A 19571-nucleotide genomic window follows, 5' to 3' on the forward strand; every position below is an offset into this window, starting at 1 on the left:
TGTGCCCCATGCAACATGGGCCACCCAAGGCTCAGGTTAGTTCAATGCGATCGGCATGAATGACAATCTTGCCTTCCTTGTACAGCGCACCGATGGCCTTCTTGAAGTTGCCTTTGCTGACGCCGAACAGGCTGCTGATCAATGCCGGATCGCTCTTGTCGCTGACCGGCAATGTGCCGCTGTTGTCGCGCAACTTGGCGAGGATCTTCGAGTTCAGGCTGCTGGCCGCTTCCTGGCCAACCGGTTGCAGGCTCAGAGCGATCTTGCCGTCGGCACGGATTTCCTTGATATAGCCCTTCTCGATCATGCCGGCGCGCATGAACTTGAAGATTTCGTTCTTGTGAATCAAACCCCAGTGCTTGTTGTTGATGATCGCCTTGAAGCCCATGTCGGTGGCTTCGGCAACCAGCAGATCAACTTCCTGGCCCTGGCTGTAGTTGGCCGGGGTCTTGTCGAGGTAGCGATCCAGACGCGCGGTCGCGGTGATGCGGCGGGTGTGCTTATCGAGGTAGACATGCACCACGCAGTATTCGCCGGCGGTCATCTGGCGCTTTTCTTCGGAATACGGCAGCAACAGATCCTTCGGCAGCCCCCAATCGAGGAACACACCGATGCTGTTGACTTCAACGACTTTCAGACTGGCAAATTCGCCGACCTGAACTTTTGGTTTTTCCGTGGTGGCGAGAAGTTTGTCTTCGCTGTCCAGATAAACAAATACGTTGAGCCAATCTTCATCTTCGGTAGGAATATCTTTCGGAATATAACGATTAGGCAAAAGAATCTCGCCGTCAGCACCGCCGTCCAGATATAAACCGAAGTTAGTGTGTTTCACCACTTGCAAACTGTTGTAACGCCCGACTAAAGCCATTTTCCGAAACCCTCATTGCGTGGGCGGCATTCTACCCGTTTTTGGCGTGCCCGTCGGGCGGCAGATCCGCACGCTGTTGAAACCCGCTCAACGCCTTGATTTTCCTTGCTCGCGCCAGTGCTTGAGTGCCGCTCGTCAGGCAGGCACAAGCGCTCGCGGGTGAAAACCTGAATGCCGCAACACCTGAATGTTCTTATTTAAAACAGCAGGTTAGCCGAATATTTCGAACATTTAATCGAGAATAATGCAGCAATGAGGTTGGTTATTCCCGGGGATATTTACCAAGCAATTGTCAAGTTATTCCTGTACGATGCCTGGCCGAGTTACTTTTCTACAGGTTAATGGCCGCCATGCGTGTAAAAGCATCCACCAGCAAAGCAAAGCCAGCTCCAGCCGTTGAAACCAGCGAATCGATCAACGATCAGATCGCAGCGTTCCTCAAGTCCGGCGGCGAGATTCAGCAAATTGCCAAAGGCGTCAGTGGCCAGACATTCGGCCCGTCCAAGCAGATCAGCCTGGGCAAGAAGTAATACCCGGTTTACACCCGTCCAGAGGCGCTTTGAGCTTCGAAGCGCCTGGACTGGCACCGCGCAACATACCCTCCGCATTAAACAAAAATCCTTTTAAATCGACGAACGGCCTTCAACGCCGAGCATTCGCCGGTATCCTTGCACGCGTCTAGATCAAGCGTTTCAGCAGGCCCGCCGACCTGCCCTCGCTGTTCATGGAGTGACGCATGCGCAAACCATCCTGTTTATTACTCGTAGGCCTATTGGCCAGTGCGACCGCGCACGCGCAGATTTTCCAGCGTGAACTGGGCGACTTCGATCTCAAACTTGGCACCACCCCCACGCGCAGCATGGCCCAGGGTCTGGTCAAACCCGCGGCAATCGGTTCCTTCCACGGCGGCCTCGACCTGAGCCACGACAGTGGCCTCTACGTTGGCCAGTACGCGCCGAGCATGGGCATCACGCCGGGCAAGAACCTCGAGATCGACTCCTACGTCGGCTTTAAACAGCCTTTCGATCAAACCCTTGGTTACGAAGTCGGGATGATCCACTACAGCTATCCCAAGGTAGAAACGCTCGACAGCCAGGAGCTGTTCGGTGGTTTGACCTTGCTCGGCAGCCGCTTCGGCGTGGCCTTCAGCAACGACCCGGATAAACAGAACAACACCTTGTTTGCCGATCTTGGCGGCAATCAACCGTTCGGCATCGGCGTCAGCATGAAATACACCACCCACCAACTGAACACGCCGGTAGCTGTGGACGGTGGTTATGTCGGCAGCTTTACCGATTGGTCAGTGAAATTGTCCCGGCCATTCATGGGCGTCGATCTCGACCTGATCTACAGCAACTCCAGCCTCAGCGGCAGCGATTGCTCGGCCTACTCCGGGCACAACAGTCAGTGCGACGGCCTCGTCACCCTCAAGGCTGAACGCGCGTTCTATTGATCGGCTGAACTGCCGGGTTCATTCTGCGTTCACATAGGAATCAGTCCCTCGAAGCCAGGCTCACGCAAGGATTCGCCCATGTCTCGCTGGTTCAAACACATCGCCGCGCTACTGATCTTCACCCTCGCCCTCGGCGCCTGCAGTCGCGTCGGCCTGGCCTATCGCAATCTCGATGTGATCATTCCATGGACGCTCGGCGATTACCTGGACATGAACGGCGAGCAGAAAGACTGGTTCAACGAACGCCTCAAGGACCACCTGAGCTGGCATTGCACCACGCAATTGCCGGGCTACCTGGACTGGCTTGATCGCCTGCAGACAATGGTCGAAACCAATCAGGTCACCGATGCCGCGCTGCAGGCCCGCACGGTGGAGGCCAAGCAGGCCATCGCCGAAACAGCGCGGGAAATCACCCCGTCCGCCGTCGAGCTGTTGCAAGGTCTGGACGACAAACAGGTGGCGGAAATGAATGACGCGTTTGCCAAGGATTTGCGCAAGCGTCAGCAGGAATACCTGAAACCACCGCTTAAGCAGCAAATTGCCGAACGTGGCGCGCGCATGGTTAAACGTCTGAACGATTGGCTGGGGCCACTGAGCGCCACGCAGGAGCAGCGGGTCATGGCGTGGTCGACCGCGCTGGGCGATCAGTACACGCAATGGATCGCCAATCGCGCCCATTGGCAGAAGCAGTTCAGTGCCGCAGTCGCACAACGCAAAAGTCCCGAATTCCCACAGAGAATCGAGACGCTTCTGGTCAATCGCGAGACCTTATGGACAGCGGATTACCGCAAGGCCTTTGCCGATACTGAGGCGCAGGGACGCTCGCTAGCAGTGGATCTGATGGCCGAAAGCACGCCGCAACAGCGGCAGCGGTTGTTGAAGAAGATCGAAGGGGTGCGCAAAGACTTCAACGACCTCAAATGCCTCAAGGCCGCGAAGCAGAATTAGAAGATCAAAACATCGCAGCCTTCGTCAGCTCCTACACCGATCTCTGTAGGAGCTGCCGAAGGCTGCGATCTTTTGCCCTGTGGAAAATCAGGCGATCTGGGCTTTTGACGCCACTTCATCAAACGTCGCCTCAGCCAGCGCATCCTCCTGCTCATCCAGTACCTGACGCGGGTGATCGTTGCCGGGAATGCTGCTGTCGATCAGGCTCAGCAAGCTGGAACCGCGCGGCGTCAGGACAAAATTGTTACCCGTGCTGCCCTCCTCATCCGGACGCGGTGCGATGTAGCCGCGCAACAGCAGCAACCTTTCATAGTCGCAAGCCAGCGTTTTCAGATGATCCAGATTCTCGATCGGCTCGCCAGCGCTGGCTTTCGCCGCGGCATAGTCTTCGGCGTAGGCCCGTGGGGCAAAACTGTGGCCGGCGCTGTTCTGCACTTCGTGCAGCAAGCGTTCAATCAAATCCCAGTTATAAGTCGTCATCCTGATACAACCTCCGGTGCGCGTGATTTATGGCGCGTTCATAGGTTGTGACCGGAGTAGCTGTCAGCCGTTCAGCCGCATTTCCCGAGCCGACCGACCGGCGGTCTGTCGATTTTCAGCAGGGTTAAACGACTAGTCTGAAACAGACGGTTTCAACCACGCAGGAGAAATCATCATGAACATTGAGAACCATCCGGTGGTATCGCGCGAAGAATGGCTCGCCGCCCGTAAGCAACATCTGATTCACGAGAAAGCCTTCACCAAGGAACGCGACCGGCTGAGCGCGGAACGTCGCGCTTTGCCATGGGTGAAGGTCGACAAGGACTACCACTTCCAGGGTTCGAACGGTGAATTGAAACTCACTGACTTGTTTGGCAAACACAGCCAACTGGTGGTTTACCACTTCATGTTTGCCAAGGATTGGGAGGAAGGGTGCCAGGGGTGCTCGTTCCTCAGCGACCATATCGATGGCGCCAATCAGCATCTGGCCCATCACGACATCGCTGTTGTGGCTGTTTCTCACGCCCCATTCAATGAGTTCCAGGACTTTAAACGGCGCATGGGCTGGAAGTTTGATTGGGTGTCGTCAGAGGGTTGTGACTTCAACTACGACTTCGGTGTTTGCGCCCGGGCAGAAGATGTCGCGGCGGGAAAGGCTACGTACAACTACGAAAAAACTGACAGCGCCGAGGAAGAAATGCCCGGGCTGAGCGTGTTTTATCGCAATGCGAATGGCGACATTTTCCACACCTACTCAACCTATGCTCGCGGTCTCGACATGCTGGTCGGTGCCTACAACTACCTCGATCTCACGCCCAAAGGCAGGAATGAAGACGAGATCATGGAATGGGTTCGGCATCATGATCGTTATGAGCAAGGTGCTAAATCGAGTTGCTGCCACGAAGAGCAATAAGCACTGAACTTTTCCCGCGCTCAAGGCCTCAACCGGTTAACCCGCCTTAACCGGAACTGAGGCCTGCCCCGATGAAAACCCTGATCAAGCTCACCCTCGCCGCCACCCTCGCTTGCGCCCTGCCCGTCTGGGCCTGTACGCCGGAGGAGGCCACCGCCAAACGTGAACAACTGGCCAAGGAAGTCGCCAAGCTCACCGAACAGAATCCGGCCAAGGCCAAAGAGATCAATGCCGAGTTGCAGAAAATGGATCTTGGTACGGCCAGCAAGGACCTGCCGGACAAGTGCCAATTGATTGATCAGCGGTTGAAAGAATTGAGTACGGCTGAGAAAAAAGCCGAAAGCTAAAAGCCAGGTCAAAACATCGCAGCCTGCGGCAACTCCTGCATCGATCCCTGTAGGAGCTGCCGCAGGCTGCGATCTTTTGCTCCTGAAAATGCATTAATGCATTTATTTATTTGCATTAATGCATATCCCTGACTAGGGTTACCTCGAGCAAGGAGATCGGAACCGGCCACAGAAGATGGCAACCGTTAAGCACCGATCGCTCAGCAATACCGCAACACCCTCACAAGCAAGATGCTTGTTTTCATTCATGGAGGATTGAAAAAATGTTAACCACAGAAGCAACACGATTCACCGGCGAATCACTGCCAAGGTGCCTGGCCAGCCATCTGCTCGACCCGCAACTGGTCGAAGTCGAGGCCGCTGAACAGATCAGCGCCCTCGCCGCTGGCAGCCTCAACTTCAACATGCAGAAACAGACCCAGACCAACTGGTGCTGGGCCGCCGTGTCCGCCTCGGTTGGCAACTATTACGGCACCGGAAACTGGACGCAGTGCGGCGTGGCCAGCACCCAGCTCGACCGCAACTGCTGCAATCAGCCGGGACCGTGCAACGTCTACGGCTATCTGGATTCCGCTCTGCAAACCACCCGCAGTTACAACGGCATGAATCAGGGCTCGCTACAGATGTCGGCCATTCAGAACCAGATCAGCATGGGCCGCCCGGTCGGCTTGCGCTGCGCCTGGTACGGCGGCGGTGCGCACTTTCTGACGATCTACGGCACCAATGGCGATTACGTATTGGTTGCAGACTCGATCTACGGCTATTCGACCCGCGCGCTGAACGCGTTCCCCCGTGCCTATAACGGCGGCGGCAACTGGACCCACACTTACTTCACCGTGAAAAACTAGGAGGGCGACATCATGCAACTGACTTATCCAAAGGCGCCTTCCAACGGCGTACAGACCTTGCGTCCGGCGCTGCAAGCCGCTTTGCAAACCCATGGCTTTGGCGCCAATCGCCAGTTCGCCAATGCAGCACCTGCGAAGATCAGCCTGAGCGAGGCCTATCGTGGCTACTCGCTGAGTCTGGATGACCTGAGCCAAGGCAAAGGCCTGAAAGATGCCCGCCTCGGCGACTGGCATTACCTGGTGTTTGCCGACGGCGTAACGATTGCCGATGCGCAATTGGCCGAGGTGCGCGGGCATGTTGAATTCGCCTCGCTGAATCACGGCGATCACGCCGCAGCTACGGTGGGTGCGCTGAAACTGGCGGAACAAGCGCCGCAATTACAGGGCAAAACCGTTGAGCTGCGCGTGCTGTTTGTCTCGGCACTGCACGTTGTGGCGATCTGGCTGCATGCCGATGGGGAAGATGTGCTGATCCCGATCGAGCCGACGCCCAAGGAATTGGCGGGTACCGGGTTGTACAGCGAAGCAGCACTGCTTGCCGCATTGAAACCAGCGGCCGATCAGGCTAAACGGCGCTTTGACGCCGACACCAGTGGCCAGCTCGGCAACTGATGGACGAAAAAAAACCCGGACAGTGTCCGGGTTTTTTTGTGCGCCTGAAACGCCTTACTCAGCCGCAGGTTCTGCCGGCTTGCGGCGCTTCAGCGGCGCCATGCCATCGCTGCTCACCAACGAGTCCGGCTTCGGACGGTTGGCGCTCTTGCGCTTGGTCGGCGTCTTGGCAGCGGTTTTTTTCTTGTCGCCCTTGGCGTCAGTCTTTTTCTTCTTCACGCCAACGGCTTTGCCCGAAGCCTTGACCTTTTTCGGTCCGCCGTAGGTGCCTTTGACTTCCTTGATGGTACGGCGCTCGAAGCTCTGCTTCAGGTAGCGCTCGATGCTCGACATCAGGTTCCAGTCGCCGTGGCAAATCAGCGAGATCGCCAGACCGTCGTTACCGGCACGGCCGGTACGACCGATGCGGTGCACGTATTCGTCGCCGCTGCGGGGCATGTCAAAGTTGATCACCAGATCCAGACCATCCACGTCCAGACCACGGGCCGCGACGTCGGTCGCTACCAGAATCTTCACGCCACCCTGCTTCAGACGGTCGATCGCCAGTTTGCGATCCTTCTGGTCTTTCTCACCGTGCAGCACGAACGCTTTGTATTCCTGAGCCACAAGGCGGCCGTAGATACGGTCGGCCATGGCGCGGGTGTTGGTGAAGACGATGGCCTTCTGGTAGGTCTCGTTGGCCAGCAACCAGTTCACAATCTGCTCTTTGTGCTGATTGTGGTCGGCGGTGATGATTTGCTGGCGGGTGGTCGAGTTCAGTTGGCTGACCGCGTTGAGCTGCAAGTGCTCAGGGTTGTTCAGCACCTTGCCGATCATGTCGCGCAGTCCAGAACCACCGGTGGTGGCCGAGAACAGCATGGTCTGCTGACGGTTCGGGCATTCGTCAACCAGACGCTGGACGTCTTCGGCGAAGCCCATGTCGAGCATGCGGTCGGCTTCGTCGAGCACCAGCACTTCGACTTCTTTGAGGTCGAGGTTGCCGGCGTTGAGTTGCTCGATCATCCGGCCCGGGGTACCGATGAGGATGTCCGGCACTTTGCGCAGCATCGCAGCCTGGACCTTGAAGTCTTCACCGCCGGTGATCAGGCCGGACTTGATGAAAGTGAACTGCGAAAAGCGCTCAACTTCCTTCAACGTCTGCTGGGCCAGCTCGCGGGTCGGCAGCAGGATCAGCGTCTTGATGCTGACGCGAACCTTGGCCGGGCCGATCAGGCGATTGAGGATTGGCAGAACGAAAGCGGCGGTTTTGCCGCTACCGGTTTGCGCCGTCACCCGCAGATCACGCCCTTGGAGCGCCAGCGGAATGGCCGCGGCTTGCACAGGCGTTGGCTCGACAAATTTCAGCTCGGCCACAGCTTTAAGCAGGCGTTCGTGCAGGGCGAATTGGGAAAACACGGGTGCTACCTCGAAGATATGCAAAAAAACAGCTGCATAGGTTACCGGTTTCGAGCGCTCAGGCCGAGTTTCTTTATACAAACGGCAAAAAATAACGCCATCGGGTGGACTCAACTGCGTCCTGAAAACGCCTTCCGAGCCATCGACACATCTTCTATCTGTCAGCACACCTCAGGAAGTCAGAGAGCGAGCTTTTGAGTCAAGTCGCTGTTCCTTATCACGAAAAATCACCAGCAAAACCATGCCTGCAAACGTGAATAAATGGCCGGCTGCCATGCCATACCATATCCCTTTGGCGTCAAAACCTCCCGCATAAGCCAGCGCAAGTCCCAAACCGAGACCTATCGGCCAGTTACCCAAGAGGCTGATAAAAAGCTGTTTTCCGGTTTCACCATAGCCCTGCATAACTCCGCGCAAAATAATGGCTACCGAATCAAAGACAAACAAGAACAATGCAATCTCGATGAAGTCTTCGGTGAGCTGCAAGGTATCAGCTGACCCAGAGGAATCGGGTAAAAACAAAATGGGAATATCCCCTTTGAAAGCAAACATAACCAACAGCAATACGATCGAAAACAACAAACCAGCAAACAGGACAGAAATGATGTTGCGCCGTGATTCCGACAACGAAATAGACTTTGAAACCAATATCGCAGAAGCGTCACTGAAGCCGAACATCAAAACAATGACGATTTCTATAGAGAGCACAGCCAAGGCATTGGCCGCAATCGCCGACTCGCCGAAGGGTGACATGAAAAACGCAGCAACCATGGTCGAGGCAATAGTCGAGAGTTCGAGCAGCCCGATCGGTGTGCCAATAGCAAGAACCTGCGATACCAAGTGCCGACTGAATTTGAATCTATTCGCAGAGAACACGATTCGCCGCTTTCGATACAGATGATCACCCGCCACCAAAATCGCCATGAAGCTGCAGAGCAATGTCGAAATCCCGACACTCGGAAGCCCCACGTCGAACACCGTGAACAGACAGTAGCCAACAAGCAACTTCGCCAACAAATACAGCAGCGATTGCTTGAAAACCTCCCATGGTGCATGCAGCACAGAAAGATAAGTAACCAGAATGGTAAATACAAAAGACGGCAGCAAACTGATCGTGAGAGAGAGAAAAAGCGGAAACATAAGACTGGTCAGTTCACGCGGCTGCTCGAGAACATTGAGCAACCATTCGCCACCTATCAAAAAGGTACTCGCCAGCAATGACACAACCGCCAACGCGATTACACTGTTCAGGACAACCTGCGTGGCCTCTTTATACGCGCCGGCCTCAACCAACTTCCCTAGCATCGGGATGATCGCAAGAATAATTCCATCCCCGAGAATTTTTATAAAAAAATACAGGTTAAACGCCAGGGAAGCGGCCGCAAGTTCTTGCTCCCCCAGTCGCCCAATAAAAAAATAATCGATCGCTCCCGAGGCAAATACGATCAAATTCGAAACAGCCAGAGGCAGCGCCAGTCGGTAAACACCTAATATATTACTCAAGCGAATCATCAATAGTCCTTTAGCGTCTTTCTGGCAATGCACTGTATTAAACAATGAGGGCCACCATCGTCCATTATAAATTCAGACAGATCTACTTCGACCAACGTACAGCCGAGCTTCTGGAACACTGCCCTGGTTGCGGGGCAAAGTACAGTTGTCAATAGCACACCGTCGCCGAGATTGACAAAATTACAGGCAAACGGCGTTTCGGTTACGTCCACTGGAATGCAGTCAATCCCTTCCGTCCTTAATCGGTCTATTTCCTCTTCGTCAATCTTTCCAGCAGCATAGACAATCGTATGCTTATCAATAACGCCCAAGGCGACGTCGAGATGCCTCAGTGTGACGTCGTAATTGACTATTAATGCCTTCCAGCCGTTGTCTATGAATAAATCCTGAATTTCAGTCGCACCTGAATGGGATGTCCTCAATTGGTTCGTCCCGATGACAACCAGACCGTTTCGTACAACGATGACGTCTCCGCCCTCCAACGTCCCTTGTTGAGCCTCATGTGCTAGAGGCCATCCATGATCAGATGCAAACTCTTTGATCAACTGCGTCTCTTTCTCTCGCTCACAAAAACCCATGTTATTTACATAGACGCCGAACGGCGTAAAAATGCTGCTATCTCGGGTATAACATTGATAGGGCAAATCAAGCTCAGACTTTACATATAGGCAGTGAATATCCCGCTTTTCCAACTCACTGACTAACCTGGCGTACTGGCCCAAGGACTTCTCGGTCGGAAACTCAGGACAGGCGTGACTGAGCAAAGGCTGAGACAACAAAACCGCTTCGAGTTTTTCGTATTCGTTATCTATACATGGTGTAATCAAGATTCCGCTCCCTTGGATATCTTCCTGCACCAAGACTCAATTACGCTATGCGTCCCGGTAAAATAAGTATAGCAGTGTTCTGCCTTGTTATAATCCGGCACCACCAATAGTACCTCATGAACTTTCTTGAGATTGTGATACGGCACCGTCGGCAATAAATGGTGAGTCAAATGCAAACCATTGAAATGCGGATGAACCATTTTCCTCAGGAACCCCGTGGAAGGATGGTTTCTGGCGAAGCTCATGATTCCACCGGGAACAAGACCAACATGATCCGATATGATCACAAAGCTGATGATCGCGTGATAAACGGTTGCTCTGGAAATAATCCAGAGCCCGACGAAAACAGCAACGGCCTCCAGACCAGAAAAATAAAATATCAATCCAAGAACTGCACTCCACCATAGCAAACAATTCAATGCCAACTTCAGTTGCACCGGCAAACCAAAAGCATTACCCAACCACGACTCCAGGCTTAATAGCTCCGAGCAGTAAAGCTTTATCCAGCCCTTTTCAACCAACTGGGGATCATGCAGATAGTCACTGTCTTTTTCCGGATCACCGAGATATCGATGGTGCTGCCCGTGAATACTTCTATATGAATCAAGCGATATGATCATCGGCAATGCACAAAACAACTTGGTCATGACGTCATTCAGTAAAGCACTAGCGGAAAGATTACGGTGTGAACCTTCGTGCACCAATACGACGAGTGCACGCTGCCGCGCGCCCATAAGAATGACGCTTAACGGAATAAACCAATAACTGAAATTCAACACCAGGCAAACCGAAAACGCAATGATGAAATATTCCAAAGCGATATAGCAGATGCTTTTCAGAGTCGACTGACGCATGAGAGCAGAGATATCCTCGCGCAACTTCAACGCGTCCAAATCTGATCTTAACTTCTTTAAATCCAGTCTGATCTTATCCTCAAAAAGATTCCTCTCCATGAAAGGCCCCCTCCACCAGAACACCACCTTTGATTGAAAAAAATCTGTTCCCGACATTCTCAACAAAACGTCGATCGTGAGAAACAATTAATGCCGCAGAGTTCATGCGCCTGATTTCATCCTCCAACATTTCCTGGGACTTGATATCAAGGTGGTTCGTGGGTTCGTCCAACAGCAAAAAATTTGGTTTGGTCTGCCGTAGCGCCAACAGAGACAGTCGCGCCCTCTCGCCGAAGCTGGTTCGCAGCATGCTTTTTTTTGTATCAAGATAGGTGAAGCCCGCCGAAGCCAGCAGTGCAACAGCCCTAGTTGAATCGGGCTCAGCGTTTTCTAAAACAAAATCGAGTATGGACTTATCAACTGATAGCCTGGACGGGCTCTGCTCGAAGTACCCGACTCGAGCGCTAGGAGTCAGTTCCAGCGCGTCGCTCGACAATCCCGCGATAACACGAAGAAAAGATGACTTGCCAGACCCATTGGCGCCGGTGATAACAATCCTGTCACCTCGTTTTATTTCCAACTCTGGAACCGTGAACAACAACTCTCCCGAAGGATTATTCACCTTGAAATCATAGAGTTTGATCAGATACTTCGCCTCGATCGACTCGGTTTCCAATTTGATTTGCACAGTATCAACGGTCTGCCGATCGGGTAACGTCGTCTTTAGCACTCTTATCTTTTTTTCGATCTGCTTGGCTTTCTGAGAGGCCTTGTCAGAAAAATTATTGACACCCAACTGACGTTGTAATTTCGCACTTTGAGTCAATCTTTCAATTTCTGACTTTCGGTCCTGCAGGGAGTTCTCGAGTTCGCGTTCCTTCTCATACATAAAGCCTTTTGCACGAGAATACGAGTAGGGAAATCTGTATACCCCTATCCGATCAAGGAAAAGTGTTTGCTGAGTCACAGCGTCGAGAAAAAAACGATCATGGCTGGCAACCAACAACGTATTGACCCAGCCAACGGTTTGCAAAACATCAACGAGAATATCTGTCCTGTACATATCCAAGTGATTGGTCGGTTCATCAAGGATCAACAGATCAGGCTCGGATATCAGAGCAGCTGCAAACATCAACATTTTGTTCCAGCCACCGCTTAACTCACGGATTTGCAACTCCCGATACTTCTTCGGAAATTTCAATGACTCAAAAGTGTAGTCAATTTTCCAGTCATCCACGGCATCCGTGAGATAACCACGCAGAAAAACGTCGCATGTCACATTACCTTGAGCGAGCTCAATCAAACCTTGATGGACATAGAAGGATTTCAGACCTTTTTGTCTGGTCAGTGATCCGCTGTAATCATCTGAACTACCGGAGATACATTTGAGCAGGGACGACTTGCCGGAACCGTTGCTACCCACCAGGCCTAATCGGTCACCCTCGGCAAGAGACAGCGCCACGCCTTCAAATACCGGTTCTGCGCCGTAACCCAAAGATAAATCTTCTAGTTTAACCAGGGACATGATTAGATTTACTCCAGTCTCTTACCAGGCACTTTCTTTTATATGATTTCACATCGGCCAATGCTGCGACTTCCTGATGATGCAGATTTACAGAGTAACCAAACAGAGCGATCAGTCTTTCGTTGAAATGACCAAGCAACTTCGGCATTTCGCAGTATGTCGGGCCGCTGTAAATCGTCTGCAATAAAACGTCGGTAGCGCTGGTTTGAATAACGCGAAACTCATTCAGATTAAGATCGTGTTCCACCAGGACATCATCGACAGCTGCGAGAATCGATGCACTGGGCACTACGCGATTATCCGCAGTCAGAAACGCGTCATCACTTCTGCCGTTGACTTCAGAAATCCGCGCCCCATGACGCCCACAACTGCAAGCTTCATGAGCAGAAACTTCGCGAGCGAGATCACCGTGTTCAAATCGAATCAAGGGCATGAACCAGTTGTTCAGATCTGTACAGATGACCGTCCCCAACTCGCTGGCATCTTTATCAATAATTTCGACATGCACACCGTCCTCAACCACGTGATACATACCGTGACTGCATTGAGTGGCGATTAAACCAAACTCCTCGGAACTGTACTCATCAAACACGGCAACACCCAACTCCCTAGCGTAAAAATCACGCTCGGATTGCGGGCTGTATTCAGAATTTGTCACTATTGCCTCTACACCATAGTCGCTCAGCCGCAGGCCCATTTCTTTGATGAGTGGCAGGTAACTCGGTAACGTCGATATTACGCGTGGCCGGAGAAACTCGAGGTGTTGACCCAGCGGTGTGGCCGGGAAGAGATCGGGCAATTGAAATGTTCGATACGTTCCGTCAAAGGAAGAAACCCACAACCCGGCGTGGTGGATCAAATAGATCCAGTCACCTGACTCCAGCGGACGTTTCAGACAGCTGTTATAAAACCGCAACACCTCTGAGTAGTCCCGCAAGATATCCGGTTGATCGTGAAAGCTGATAAACGGTGTGCCGCTGGAGCCGGAAGTCCTTGTGGAGGGTGTACTGATTATTTTACGTGGCGAGGAGACTCGTTCGACCATCTCAAATTCCCGCAACTGCCTTTTTGTCACGATCGGCAACTTGGAAAAATCCTCAAGGCTAGCAATCGCCCCGGGTTCATACCCTACGCTCGTGTAGAGCTGCCGATAGAACGGTACTTTTTCATAAGCGAAATCAACCAGGCGCTTCAATCGTTCAAGTTTGAACTGATTGATATCTTCTTTAGAAAAATGCTGGAACTTCTCCATCGCCTGCGCGTTGGCTGACCAAAAACGCAACGCATCAAGTTGTATGACCCGGGAATCGGTATCCGGTTTCGAAACGCTCTTCGCCAGTTCTTCAATCTGTTCGATCGCATTCGTAAACTTCTGACAATCGTATGTCATCAATCCGGCATCCATGCTCAAGTTACTAATCCTCTACCGTGCAAGATTTATGATGCATCAGTACACACAGCCTGGATGAGCGTCCAGGTTGATCCGGGGAGATATGCGGAATGCCTCTGCTACCGCAAGCCTCACCGTCCTTGATCTGTCCATCGTAGATCAGGATATCGCCCGAATATGTCTTCCACAGAGCGTGTTCAAAGGCAAGTTCAAACGTTTCCTGCAGGCCTATCGATTCATCGTCTTCGCCAAAATGAGCCATTTTCACGTCAGGCATGAACAACGCCCCGCCATGCCCTTCCCAGCCAGTCTCGAGAAGTGAAGTAATGGCTGTTTCGCGAACACCGTAATACATATCCGAATGGAGGAATGGCGTTAGTGTTCCTTGTGACGCCATTTCGTCTTTAGAGATGATGATCGACAGTTGCTCAACGAAGAAGCTTGCTCCAGAACGTTCTACCTCCGCCAAAACGTCAAGGAGCCTGTTGACGAACAGGTCGCCAAGTTCAGTTTTACCGCGAACAGAATGCGCACGACTTTGCCACCAACTCAGACCTCCCACCTCTGAGTCGCGGACATCGTAGCTCCTCAACTCCAGCGTAAGATGAATATTCCCGTCAGGTCGGCCGTTAAGTCCTGCCGCTTTTTCCAGAATCGACATTGATTCTGCGACCAGATCGCCCTCCTCCGGATACTTCATCACCCAACGCCATTCAGAAGGTGCGAACGCTTTGACTAGCTCAATAGGCCAATCGGCGCGCGCGAAGTGACGCTTCAACCCTTCGTTCAAGAACCCTTCTTTCCAGACCAGCAATGCCGACTGATGACCCAGTGCACCGTCGCGTTCAGACAACGCTGCATAATCGCCATCGACAATCACGCTCTCGCTGGAATGACAAAGTTCATAATTCTCTACTATCGACGGTAGTCTATGCATTAACGTAATCCTCAAATGCATAAGCCTTGATATTTTTTATCTTGTTATCCGAAGACCACAGGTAAATATCCGGCTTGGCTACACCATTGAAAAAACTGCTTTTAACCATAGAATAAGGGAGCATGTCTTCAAACACGACTTTGGAGCCGACATGGAGCTCGGCATCAAACTCATAGGTACCCACTACATCACCCGACATGCAGGACAAGCCACATAACGTGTATGAAAACTGACTCACTGCAGCCACTTTTCCATTGATGACGCGCGGGCTATATGGGATCTCGAGCACATCTGGAATGTGCGCAGGTACGGAAATATCCAATATCGCGTTTTTATTTTCCCTTCCGTTAATATCCAGCACCCCTGCTACCAGGTACCCGGCGTCCAGCACCCATGCTTCGCTCGGTTCCAAGTAAATGTCCAGATTATACTTATCGCGAAACGTCTTTAGTCGGTAAATGATCCGATCCAGATCGTAACCCGGCGAGGTGAATAAACTTCCTCCACCAAAGTTTATCCACGTCAAATTCCCGCCTCGTATGACCACGTCGAGTTTTTGCTCGATGAGGTCCAGATTAGTACAGAACTCCTGTGCATCTCTTGACTGGCACATATTATGGATTAGGATCCCGCTGTAGGCAGTGTCCAAAGCATCGAGTTCGGTAAGCTTGATTCCCAAGTGAGAGTTGGGTCTGCAAGGATTATATAAATCCTTTTCCACGACGGATATTTCCGGATTAACCCGCACGCCGATTCTGGCATGTAGCTTTATGTCGTGACTCCCTTGCAAGCTCTGGAAAAGCTTGAGTTGCTCTGCAGAATTAAAAACCAGAAAATCAGCTTTCGCGGAATATTCCAGAATTTCCGCCTGGGTAAATGCGGGCTTATAAATACTCAGCACCGCTGGTTTTCTCAACCCGCCTTCAGTGACACTTCTGAATTCGAAAGACGAACCTGTTGAGTAACCAGAAACACGCCCATCAAAAAACTCATTGAGGATACCGACAGCATTGAACGACTTCATCGAAAACAGCACCGTACATCCTGCACGTTGCTCAATCATGTTCATAATGGATACATTGCGCTCGAGCAATGACGAATCACATAAATAATAAGGCGTCTTAACTTCAGTGTTCATGGCCATCAAGACATCTTTCATGTCGCATGCCCGCCCAGCTTGACAAGTTTATGATAAAAACCATGTTCCATCTGTCCATACTCTGGCCACATTTCTGCCAACCAGTTATGAGCTTCCTGCATTCTTTTATTCGGAATAGCAGGAAACAAGTGATGTACCAGGTGAAAACAGTCATGTCGTGGAAATGCTATAGATCGCATAACCGGGTTCTTGATATAGCAATTCCTGGATTTATAGAGAGCATCCACATTATCAAGGAGGCCACCATGATCAAGATAATCTGTCAGGTATTTTATAACTTGGTATGCAGTGGCAAATGGCACAAGGAAATAGGCAAAAAATACCAGCGGGGAAAAGGTTGCGAAGATAATGAGAAGTACGATATAGCTGCCCCGGACAATTTTCGCCCACAATGGATCTCGCTTCACATAGATCTTCACAAATATATATTCACGCAAGTGTCGCAACGACATGGCAAACAACAATTGCTTCCATACCGCGACGGGCGTAACCGCCTGAGAGAACCCAAACTTTTCAAAGCCACGGAAATCCCCGTCCGCTTGGTAGTCTCCCAAATATCTGTGATGGCTGGCATGCTCCTCTCTGAAGTCATAGTAAGAGCCAAACTCGATAATCCCGAGAATGACTCCAATCCGTTCGTTCCATTTTCTTTCCCGAGTGAAATACAAATGAAAACACTCGTGCGACATGTTATTTATTGCCCGCCATCGAGTACCAATGAAGAATATCAACGGGAAATACAAGACCATGCCCAGCATCAGGCTATAGGTAAAGACAAAATAACTTAACGCCGCAGCCACGATACCGGCGGAGATATGCATAATTGCAATACCGCATGCCATCAGCCTGGAGACTTTACCTCCTTTGAACTGAGCAATTCCCTGTTCTAGCATTTCCCATTGAGTATTCATAAGCGATCCTTCGCTATTCAAGTGTACCGTTGATATTTGCCTGACCTTCTCACATCCAGTGTTGCACAATGGAACGAGCCACCGAATGACTGAAAGTTTCGGAAGTCACAAGGAATCACCTCGTATCCCCAACGTCTGAAGGCGGCAATAAAATCGGCTTCCTGCCGTTCGACAATAACGGTGCGGTCATCCAGCGAGAGCACGTTGGTGTGAATCCATTTGCTGGTCATATATAGCGGGTGCGAGTCTGGAATCGTACTGGGAGGCGGGACCAAAATTTCCCAATCCTTGAAAAACTCCGGCAGTTTGCTTACCCATGCCTTATTGACCAGCACTCGACCGGGAGACAGCGGCATGATTGTGGTGTCGATGTGCATGGGTGAGGCGTCATCAAACTCATAAATATGTATTTTATAGTTTTCTCCAAGCTCTCTTTGCAGCCACTGCACCCCCAACATGTTAGTGACATGGCTGCGTTGCCCGACGATGTCTGCCCCAATCCGAAGAAAATCGGCAGCGTCAAAGAGAGGCTCATGCTCTTCGATCACTTGATCAAAGTACTCCTCGGGAAAGGAGTGCCCCTGTTTCCACATCGTATCCCTGAGCATTGGCTTCGGCGCGGATGTAATGTGCGCACCGCGTTTAAAGTAATCGTTCAGAATATCCCTGAATGGAAAAGTCTCAAAGTAGCGACTGCGCCAGGCCATGGGTGTTTCGATAATCTTGTTGCCCAACGCAAACATGCCATCTCTAGGCATGGCGCTGTAATACCCTCCATTCGTAGAGAAGAATGGCGTGACAATGGGTCTGAAATGATCGTGTTCGTTAGGCCTTTTGACCGTAATACCCAATCCTTCGAGCAGTGATGCCAACCCATCAACCTCTTTTCGAGCGCGCGTCACGTGTTCTTTGTCAAAGCGCTTGCCAGAGTTATCAATAAAAAACTGCTGGGTTCTTTGCGGTATCACTGCCTTCAGGTTCGTGTCCCACTCTGGAATCCTGAAGTCATCAATAATACCTACGATGACCTCTTCCAGCGGGTCCCACTCGGTGTAAACACTCACAGGTGATTGAGTGACTTCCTGTTCGATCAATTCACTCTTTTGAATACTTTGAAATTCCATTTTCAATAATCCATGCGCATTACTTTGGGGGCGATCACCGATCTCGATAGCGATACCGCGTCGATGTACTGTGGATCGTATTTGCTGCTACTGAGTTTTCGCTGCATTTGTTCAGTAGACAGTTCTACTTTCCCCGCATGGCCAACCAGCCAGACCCAATCCTGTTCATCAACTTCGAAGTAGGTGACGTGGTGAAACACCTTCTGCATCCGCTCGTAAGACTCTTTCAGGGTCTTGCATCGCCATAAGCAAGAGTTACCTGCCTGGGTAATGAATGCGCCATCCGGACTCAGCAAGGATTTTACATCGGCCCAAAAAGACTCATTATAAAGCCCTTCTGTTTCCGGCCCTTCATCGGGTATATCCATCACGATGAGGTCGTAGGTTTTTCCCTTGCCGAGCAAGTTCGTTATGTACTCCTTGCCATCACCAATAATTATTTTTATGGCGCTGTCATCATTGGCACTGACATACCTTTTTATTTCTTCTTCGGTGTACCCATACGGAAGGTGTTCACCGCAGGCTCGCATGCACTCTTCGTCGATATCTACATGAGTGATTTGACTCACCCCTGCTTCCTGAAGAATTTTTACCGCCACCCCCTCGGACGAGCCAATAACCAACGCCGACTGCGGTAAATTTGGCATACTGAGAAGCGCTGGCATTACTTGCCCTTCATGATAAGCCAATTGGCTTAACTCGGAGCTTTGCCGCTCGTTATTACAGAACAGGGTTCTACCGTGGGCGGTATCCGCAATAAGGATATCCTGAAATCTCGTGCGCCCCTGGAAATGCGTTCTGTATATCTGCCACGTTCTGCTGACCCCATCCGATATAGGCTCTTGCAACAACATAGGTTCAGAAACTTCGCTCATCCTCACTACCCTCCTCATGCTGTAACATCCTCATCCATTGATGACTTACATTGAGCTTTACTTACTGACAGCCACGCCTCACAGTCTTTATTTGATGCTCATCACAATCGAGTGCAGCACAGATAAACTCAAAAGCCTTATCCGGATCGCACTGCGTCCCACAAGTGAAAATATCGAGAAATAGCGCGCCGAGTTCCGGGTAGGTATGAAAGGAAGCATGAGACTCTTCCAGTAAAACCAGAACTGTAACGCCTTGCGGATCAAACTGTTTGGACACAGTTCCACAGACTGTTGCGCCCGCTTTAGTCGCCGCAGCGCACAAGAGCTCAGTCAGAAAACTTAGGTCGTTTAGTTTTTTCGGAGCGACATTATAAAGCTCGCCAAGAGTGTGCTTTCCGAAGAAAGCTCCAGAGTTGTTTTCCATGCAAGTTCCGTCTGCAAGGTAGAAAGTTTTTGCAGACTACATTTGCGTTGAACGATAAGTAAATCCGTAGAAGTGTAACTGAATGTTACATTATTTAAAGCACTTCAAAATCATCAACTTAAAACTACTA

General features: G+C 51.3%; 21 protein-coding genes. 7 read left to right on the top strand and 14 right to left on the bottom strand.

Annotated features, from left to right (window positions below; translation table 11 throughout):
- Positions 1 to 31: 31 nt before the first annotated feature.
- A complete protein-coding gene (locus PMI23_RS07035; protein WP_007914483.1) occupies positions 32 to 868 on the bottom strand; it encodes a CvfB family protein in 837 nt (278 codons plus the stop codon).
- 341 nt (positions 869 to 1209) lie between these two features.
- Between PMI23_RS07035 and PMI23_RS07040 the strand changes: the two genes are divergently transcribed.
- From PMI23_RS07040 to PMI23_RS07050, 3 genes are all read left to right on the top strand, one after another.
- Positions 1210 to 1398, top strand: a complete 189-nt coding sequence (locus PMI23_RS07040) for a hypothetical protein (protein WP_016985943.1) — start codon at positions 1210 to 1212, stop codon at positions 1396 to 1398.
- Positions 1399 to 1604: 206 nt separating this feature from the next.
- On the top strand, positions 1605 to 2321 hold the full coding sequence (locus tag PMI23_RS07045) for a TorF family putative porin (protein WP_007914480.1): 717 nt from the start codon (positions 1605 to 1607) through the stop codon (positions 2319 to 2321).
- 78 nt (positions 2322 to 2399) lie between these two features.
- Positions 2400 to 3269, top strand: coding sequence for a DUF6279 family lipoprotein (locus tag PMI23_RS07050; protein WP_007914478.1), 870 nt, complete (start codon positions 2400 to 2402; stop codon positions 3267 to 3269).
- Positions 3270 to 3356: 87 nt separating this feature from the next.
- Here the strand turns inward: PMI23_RS07050 and PMI23_RS07055 are convergent, their stop codons facing one another.
- A complete protein-coding gene (locus PMI23_RS07055; protein ID WP_007914475.1) occupies positions 3357 to 3749 on the bottom strand; it encodes a hypothetical protein in 393 nt (130 codons plus the stop codon).
- 175 nt (positions 3750 to 3924) lie between these two features.
- On the opposite strand from PMI23_RS07055, the gene PMI23_RS07060 reads away from it, so the two are divergent.
- The 4 genes from PMI23_RS07060 to PMI23_RS07075 all read left to right on the top strand — a co-directional run bounded on the left by PMI23_RS07060 (position 3925) and on the right by PMI23_RS07075 (position 6469).
- Positions 3925 to 4662 carry a DUF899 domain-containing protein gene (locus tag PMI23_RS07060; protein WP_007914474.1) on the top strand — a complete coding sequence of 246 codons (738 nt, stop codon included), beginning with the start codon at positions 3925 to 3927 and terminating at the stop codon, positions 4660 to 4662.
- Between the two features lie 71 nt (positions 4663 to 4733).
- Positions 4734 to 5009 carry a hypothetical protein gene (locus PMI23_RS07065; protein WP_007914473.1) on the top strand — a complete coding sequence of 92 codons (276 nt, stop codon included), beginning with the start codon at positions 4734 to 4736 and terminating at the stop codon, positions 5007 to 5009.
- A gap of 263 nt (positions 5010 to 5272) precedes the next feature.
- Positions 5273 to 5857, top strand: coding sequence for a papain-like cysteine protease family protein (locus PMI23_RS07070; protein ID WP_007914472.1), 585 nt, complete (start codon positions 5273 to 5275; stop codon positions 5855 to 5857).
- 12 nt (positions 5858 to 5869) lie between these two features.
- A complete protein-coding gene (locus PMI23_RS07075) occupies positions 5870 to 6469 on the top strand; it encodes a hypothetical protein (RefSeq protein ID WP_007914471.1) in 600 nt (199 codons plus the stop codon).
- A 54-nt stretch (positions 6470 to 6523) separates the two neighbouring features.
- On the opposite strand, the gene PMI23_RS07080 is transcribed toward PMI23_RS07075, so the two are convergent.
- From PMI23_RS07080 to speD, 12 genes are all read right to left on the bottom strand, one after another.
- On the bottom strand, positions 6524 to 7864 hold the full coding sequence (locus PMI23_RS07080) for a DEAD/DEAH box helicase (protein WP_007914470.1): 1341 nt from the start codon (positions 7862 to 7864) through the stop codon (positions 6524 to 6526).
- Positions 7865 to 8035: 171 nt separating this feature from the next.
- Entirely contained in the window at positions 8036 to 9376 is a 1341-nt protein-coding gene (locus PMI23_RS07085) for an MATE family efflux transporter (RefSeq protein ID WP_007914468.1), read from the bottom strand.
- Positions 9376 to 10203, bottom strand: a complete 828-nt coding sequence (locus tag PMI23_RS07090) for a dimethylarginine dimethylaminohydrolase family protein (RefSeq protein WP_007914466.1) — start codon at positions 10201 to 10203, stop codon at positions 9376 to 9378. Before PMI23_RS07090 ends, PMI23_RS07085 begins: the two co-directional genes overlap by 1 nt.
- A complete protein-coding gene (locus PMI23_RS07095) occupies positions 10200 to 11156 on the bottom strand; it encodes a fatty acid desaturase family protein (RefSeq protein WP_007914464.1) in 957 nt (318 codons plus the stop codon). Before PMI23_RS07095 ends, PMI23_RS07090 begins: the two co-directional genes overlap by 4 nt.
- Positions 11137 to 12621 (bottom strand): ABC-F family ATP-binding cassette domain-containing protein, encoded by a 1485-nt coding sequence (locus PMI23_RS07100; RefSeq protein WP_007914462.1) that lies wholly within the window; start codon positions 12619 to 12621, stop codon positions 11137 to 11139. The genes PMI23_RS07095 and PMI23_RS07100 overlap by 20 nt, the downstream gene beginning before the upstream one ends.
- On the bottom strand, positions 12608 to 14032 hold the full coding sequence (locus PMI23_RS07105; protein ID WP_007914460.1) for a phenylacetate--CoA ligase family protein: 1425 nt from the start codon (positions 14030 to 14032) through the stop codon (positions 12608 to 12610). The genes PMI23_RS07100 and PMI23_RS07105 overlap by 14 nt, the downstream gene beginning before the upstream one ends.
- Before the next feature lie 4 nt (positions 14033 to 14036).
- On the bottom strand, positions 14037 to 14948 hold the full coding sequence (locus PMI23_RS07110) for a hypothetical protein (RefSeq protein ID WP_007914458.1): 912 nt from the start codon (positions 14946 to 14948) through the stop codon (positions 14037 to 14039).
- Entirely contained in the window at positions 14941 to 16107 is a 1167-nt protein-coding gene (locus PMI23_RS07115; protein WP_007914456.1) for a diaminopimelate decarboxylase, read from the bottom strand. The genes PMI23_RS07110 and PMI23_RS07115 overlap by 8 nt, the downstream gene beginning before the upstream one ends.
- Entirely contained in the window at positions 16104 to 17018 is a 915-nt protein-coding gene (locus PMI23_RS07120; RefSeq protein WP_007914454.1) for a fatty acid desaturase family protein, read from the bottom strand. The genes PMI23_RS07115 and PMI23_RS07120 overlap by 4 nt, the downstream gene beginning before the upstream one ends.
- A gap of 17 nt (positions 17019 to 17035) precedes the next feature.
- Positions 17036 to 18142 carry an amidinotransferase gene (locus tag PMI23_RS07125; protein ID WP_007914450.1) on the bottom strand — a complete coding sequence of 369 codons (1107 nt, stop codon included), beginning with the start codon at positions 18140 to 18142 and terminating at the stop codon, positions 17036 to 17038.
- Positions 18143 to 18144: 2 nt separating this feature from the next.
- Positions 18145 to 19017, bottom strand: coding sequence for a spermidine synthase (locus PMI23_RS07130; protein ID WP_007914449.1), 873 nt, complete (start codon positions 19015 to 19017; stop codon positions 18145 to 18147).
- A 61-nt stretch (positions 19018 to 19078) separates the two neighbouring features.
- On the bottom strand, positions 19079 to 19441 hold the full coding sequence (gene speD, locus PMI23_RS07135) for an adenosylmethionine decarboxylase (protein ID WP_007914448.1): 363 nt from the start codon (positions 19439 to 19441) through the stop codon (positions 19079 to 19081).
- Between the last annotated feature and the right edge of the window lie 130 nt (positions 19442 to 19571).

Source organism: Pseudomonas sp. GM24, assembly GCF_000282235.1.
In the GTDB taxonomy this organism is placed as follows: Bacteria; Pseudomonadota; Gammaproteobacteria; order Pseudomonadales; family Pseudomonadaceae; genus Aquipseudomonas.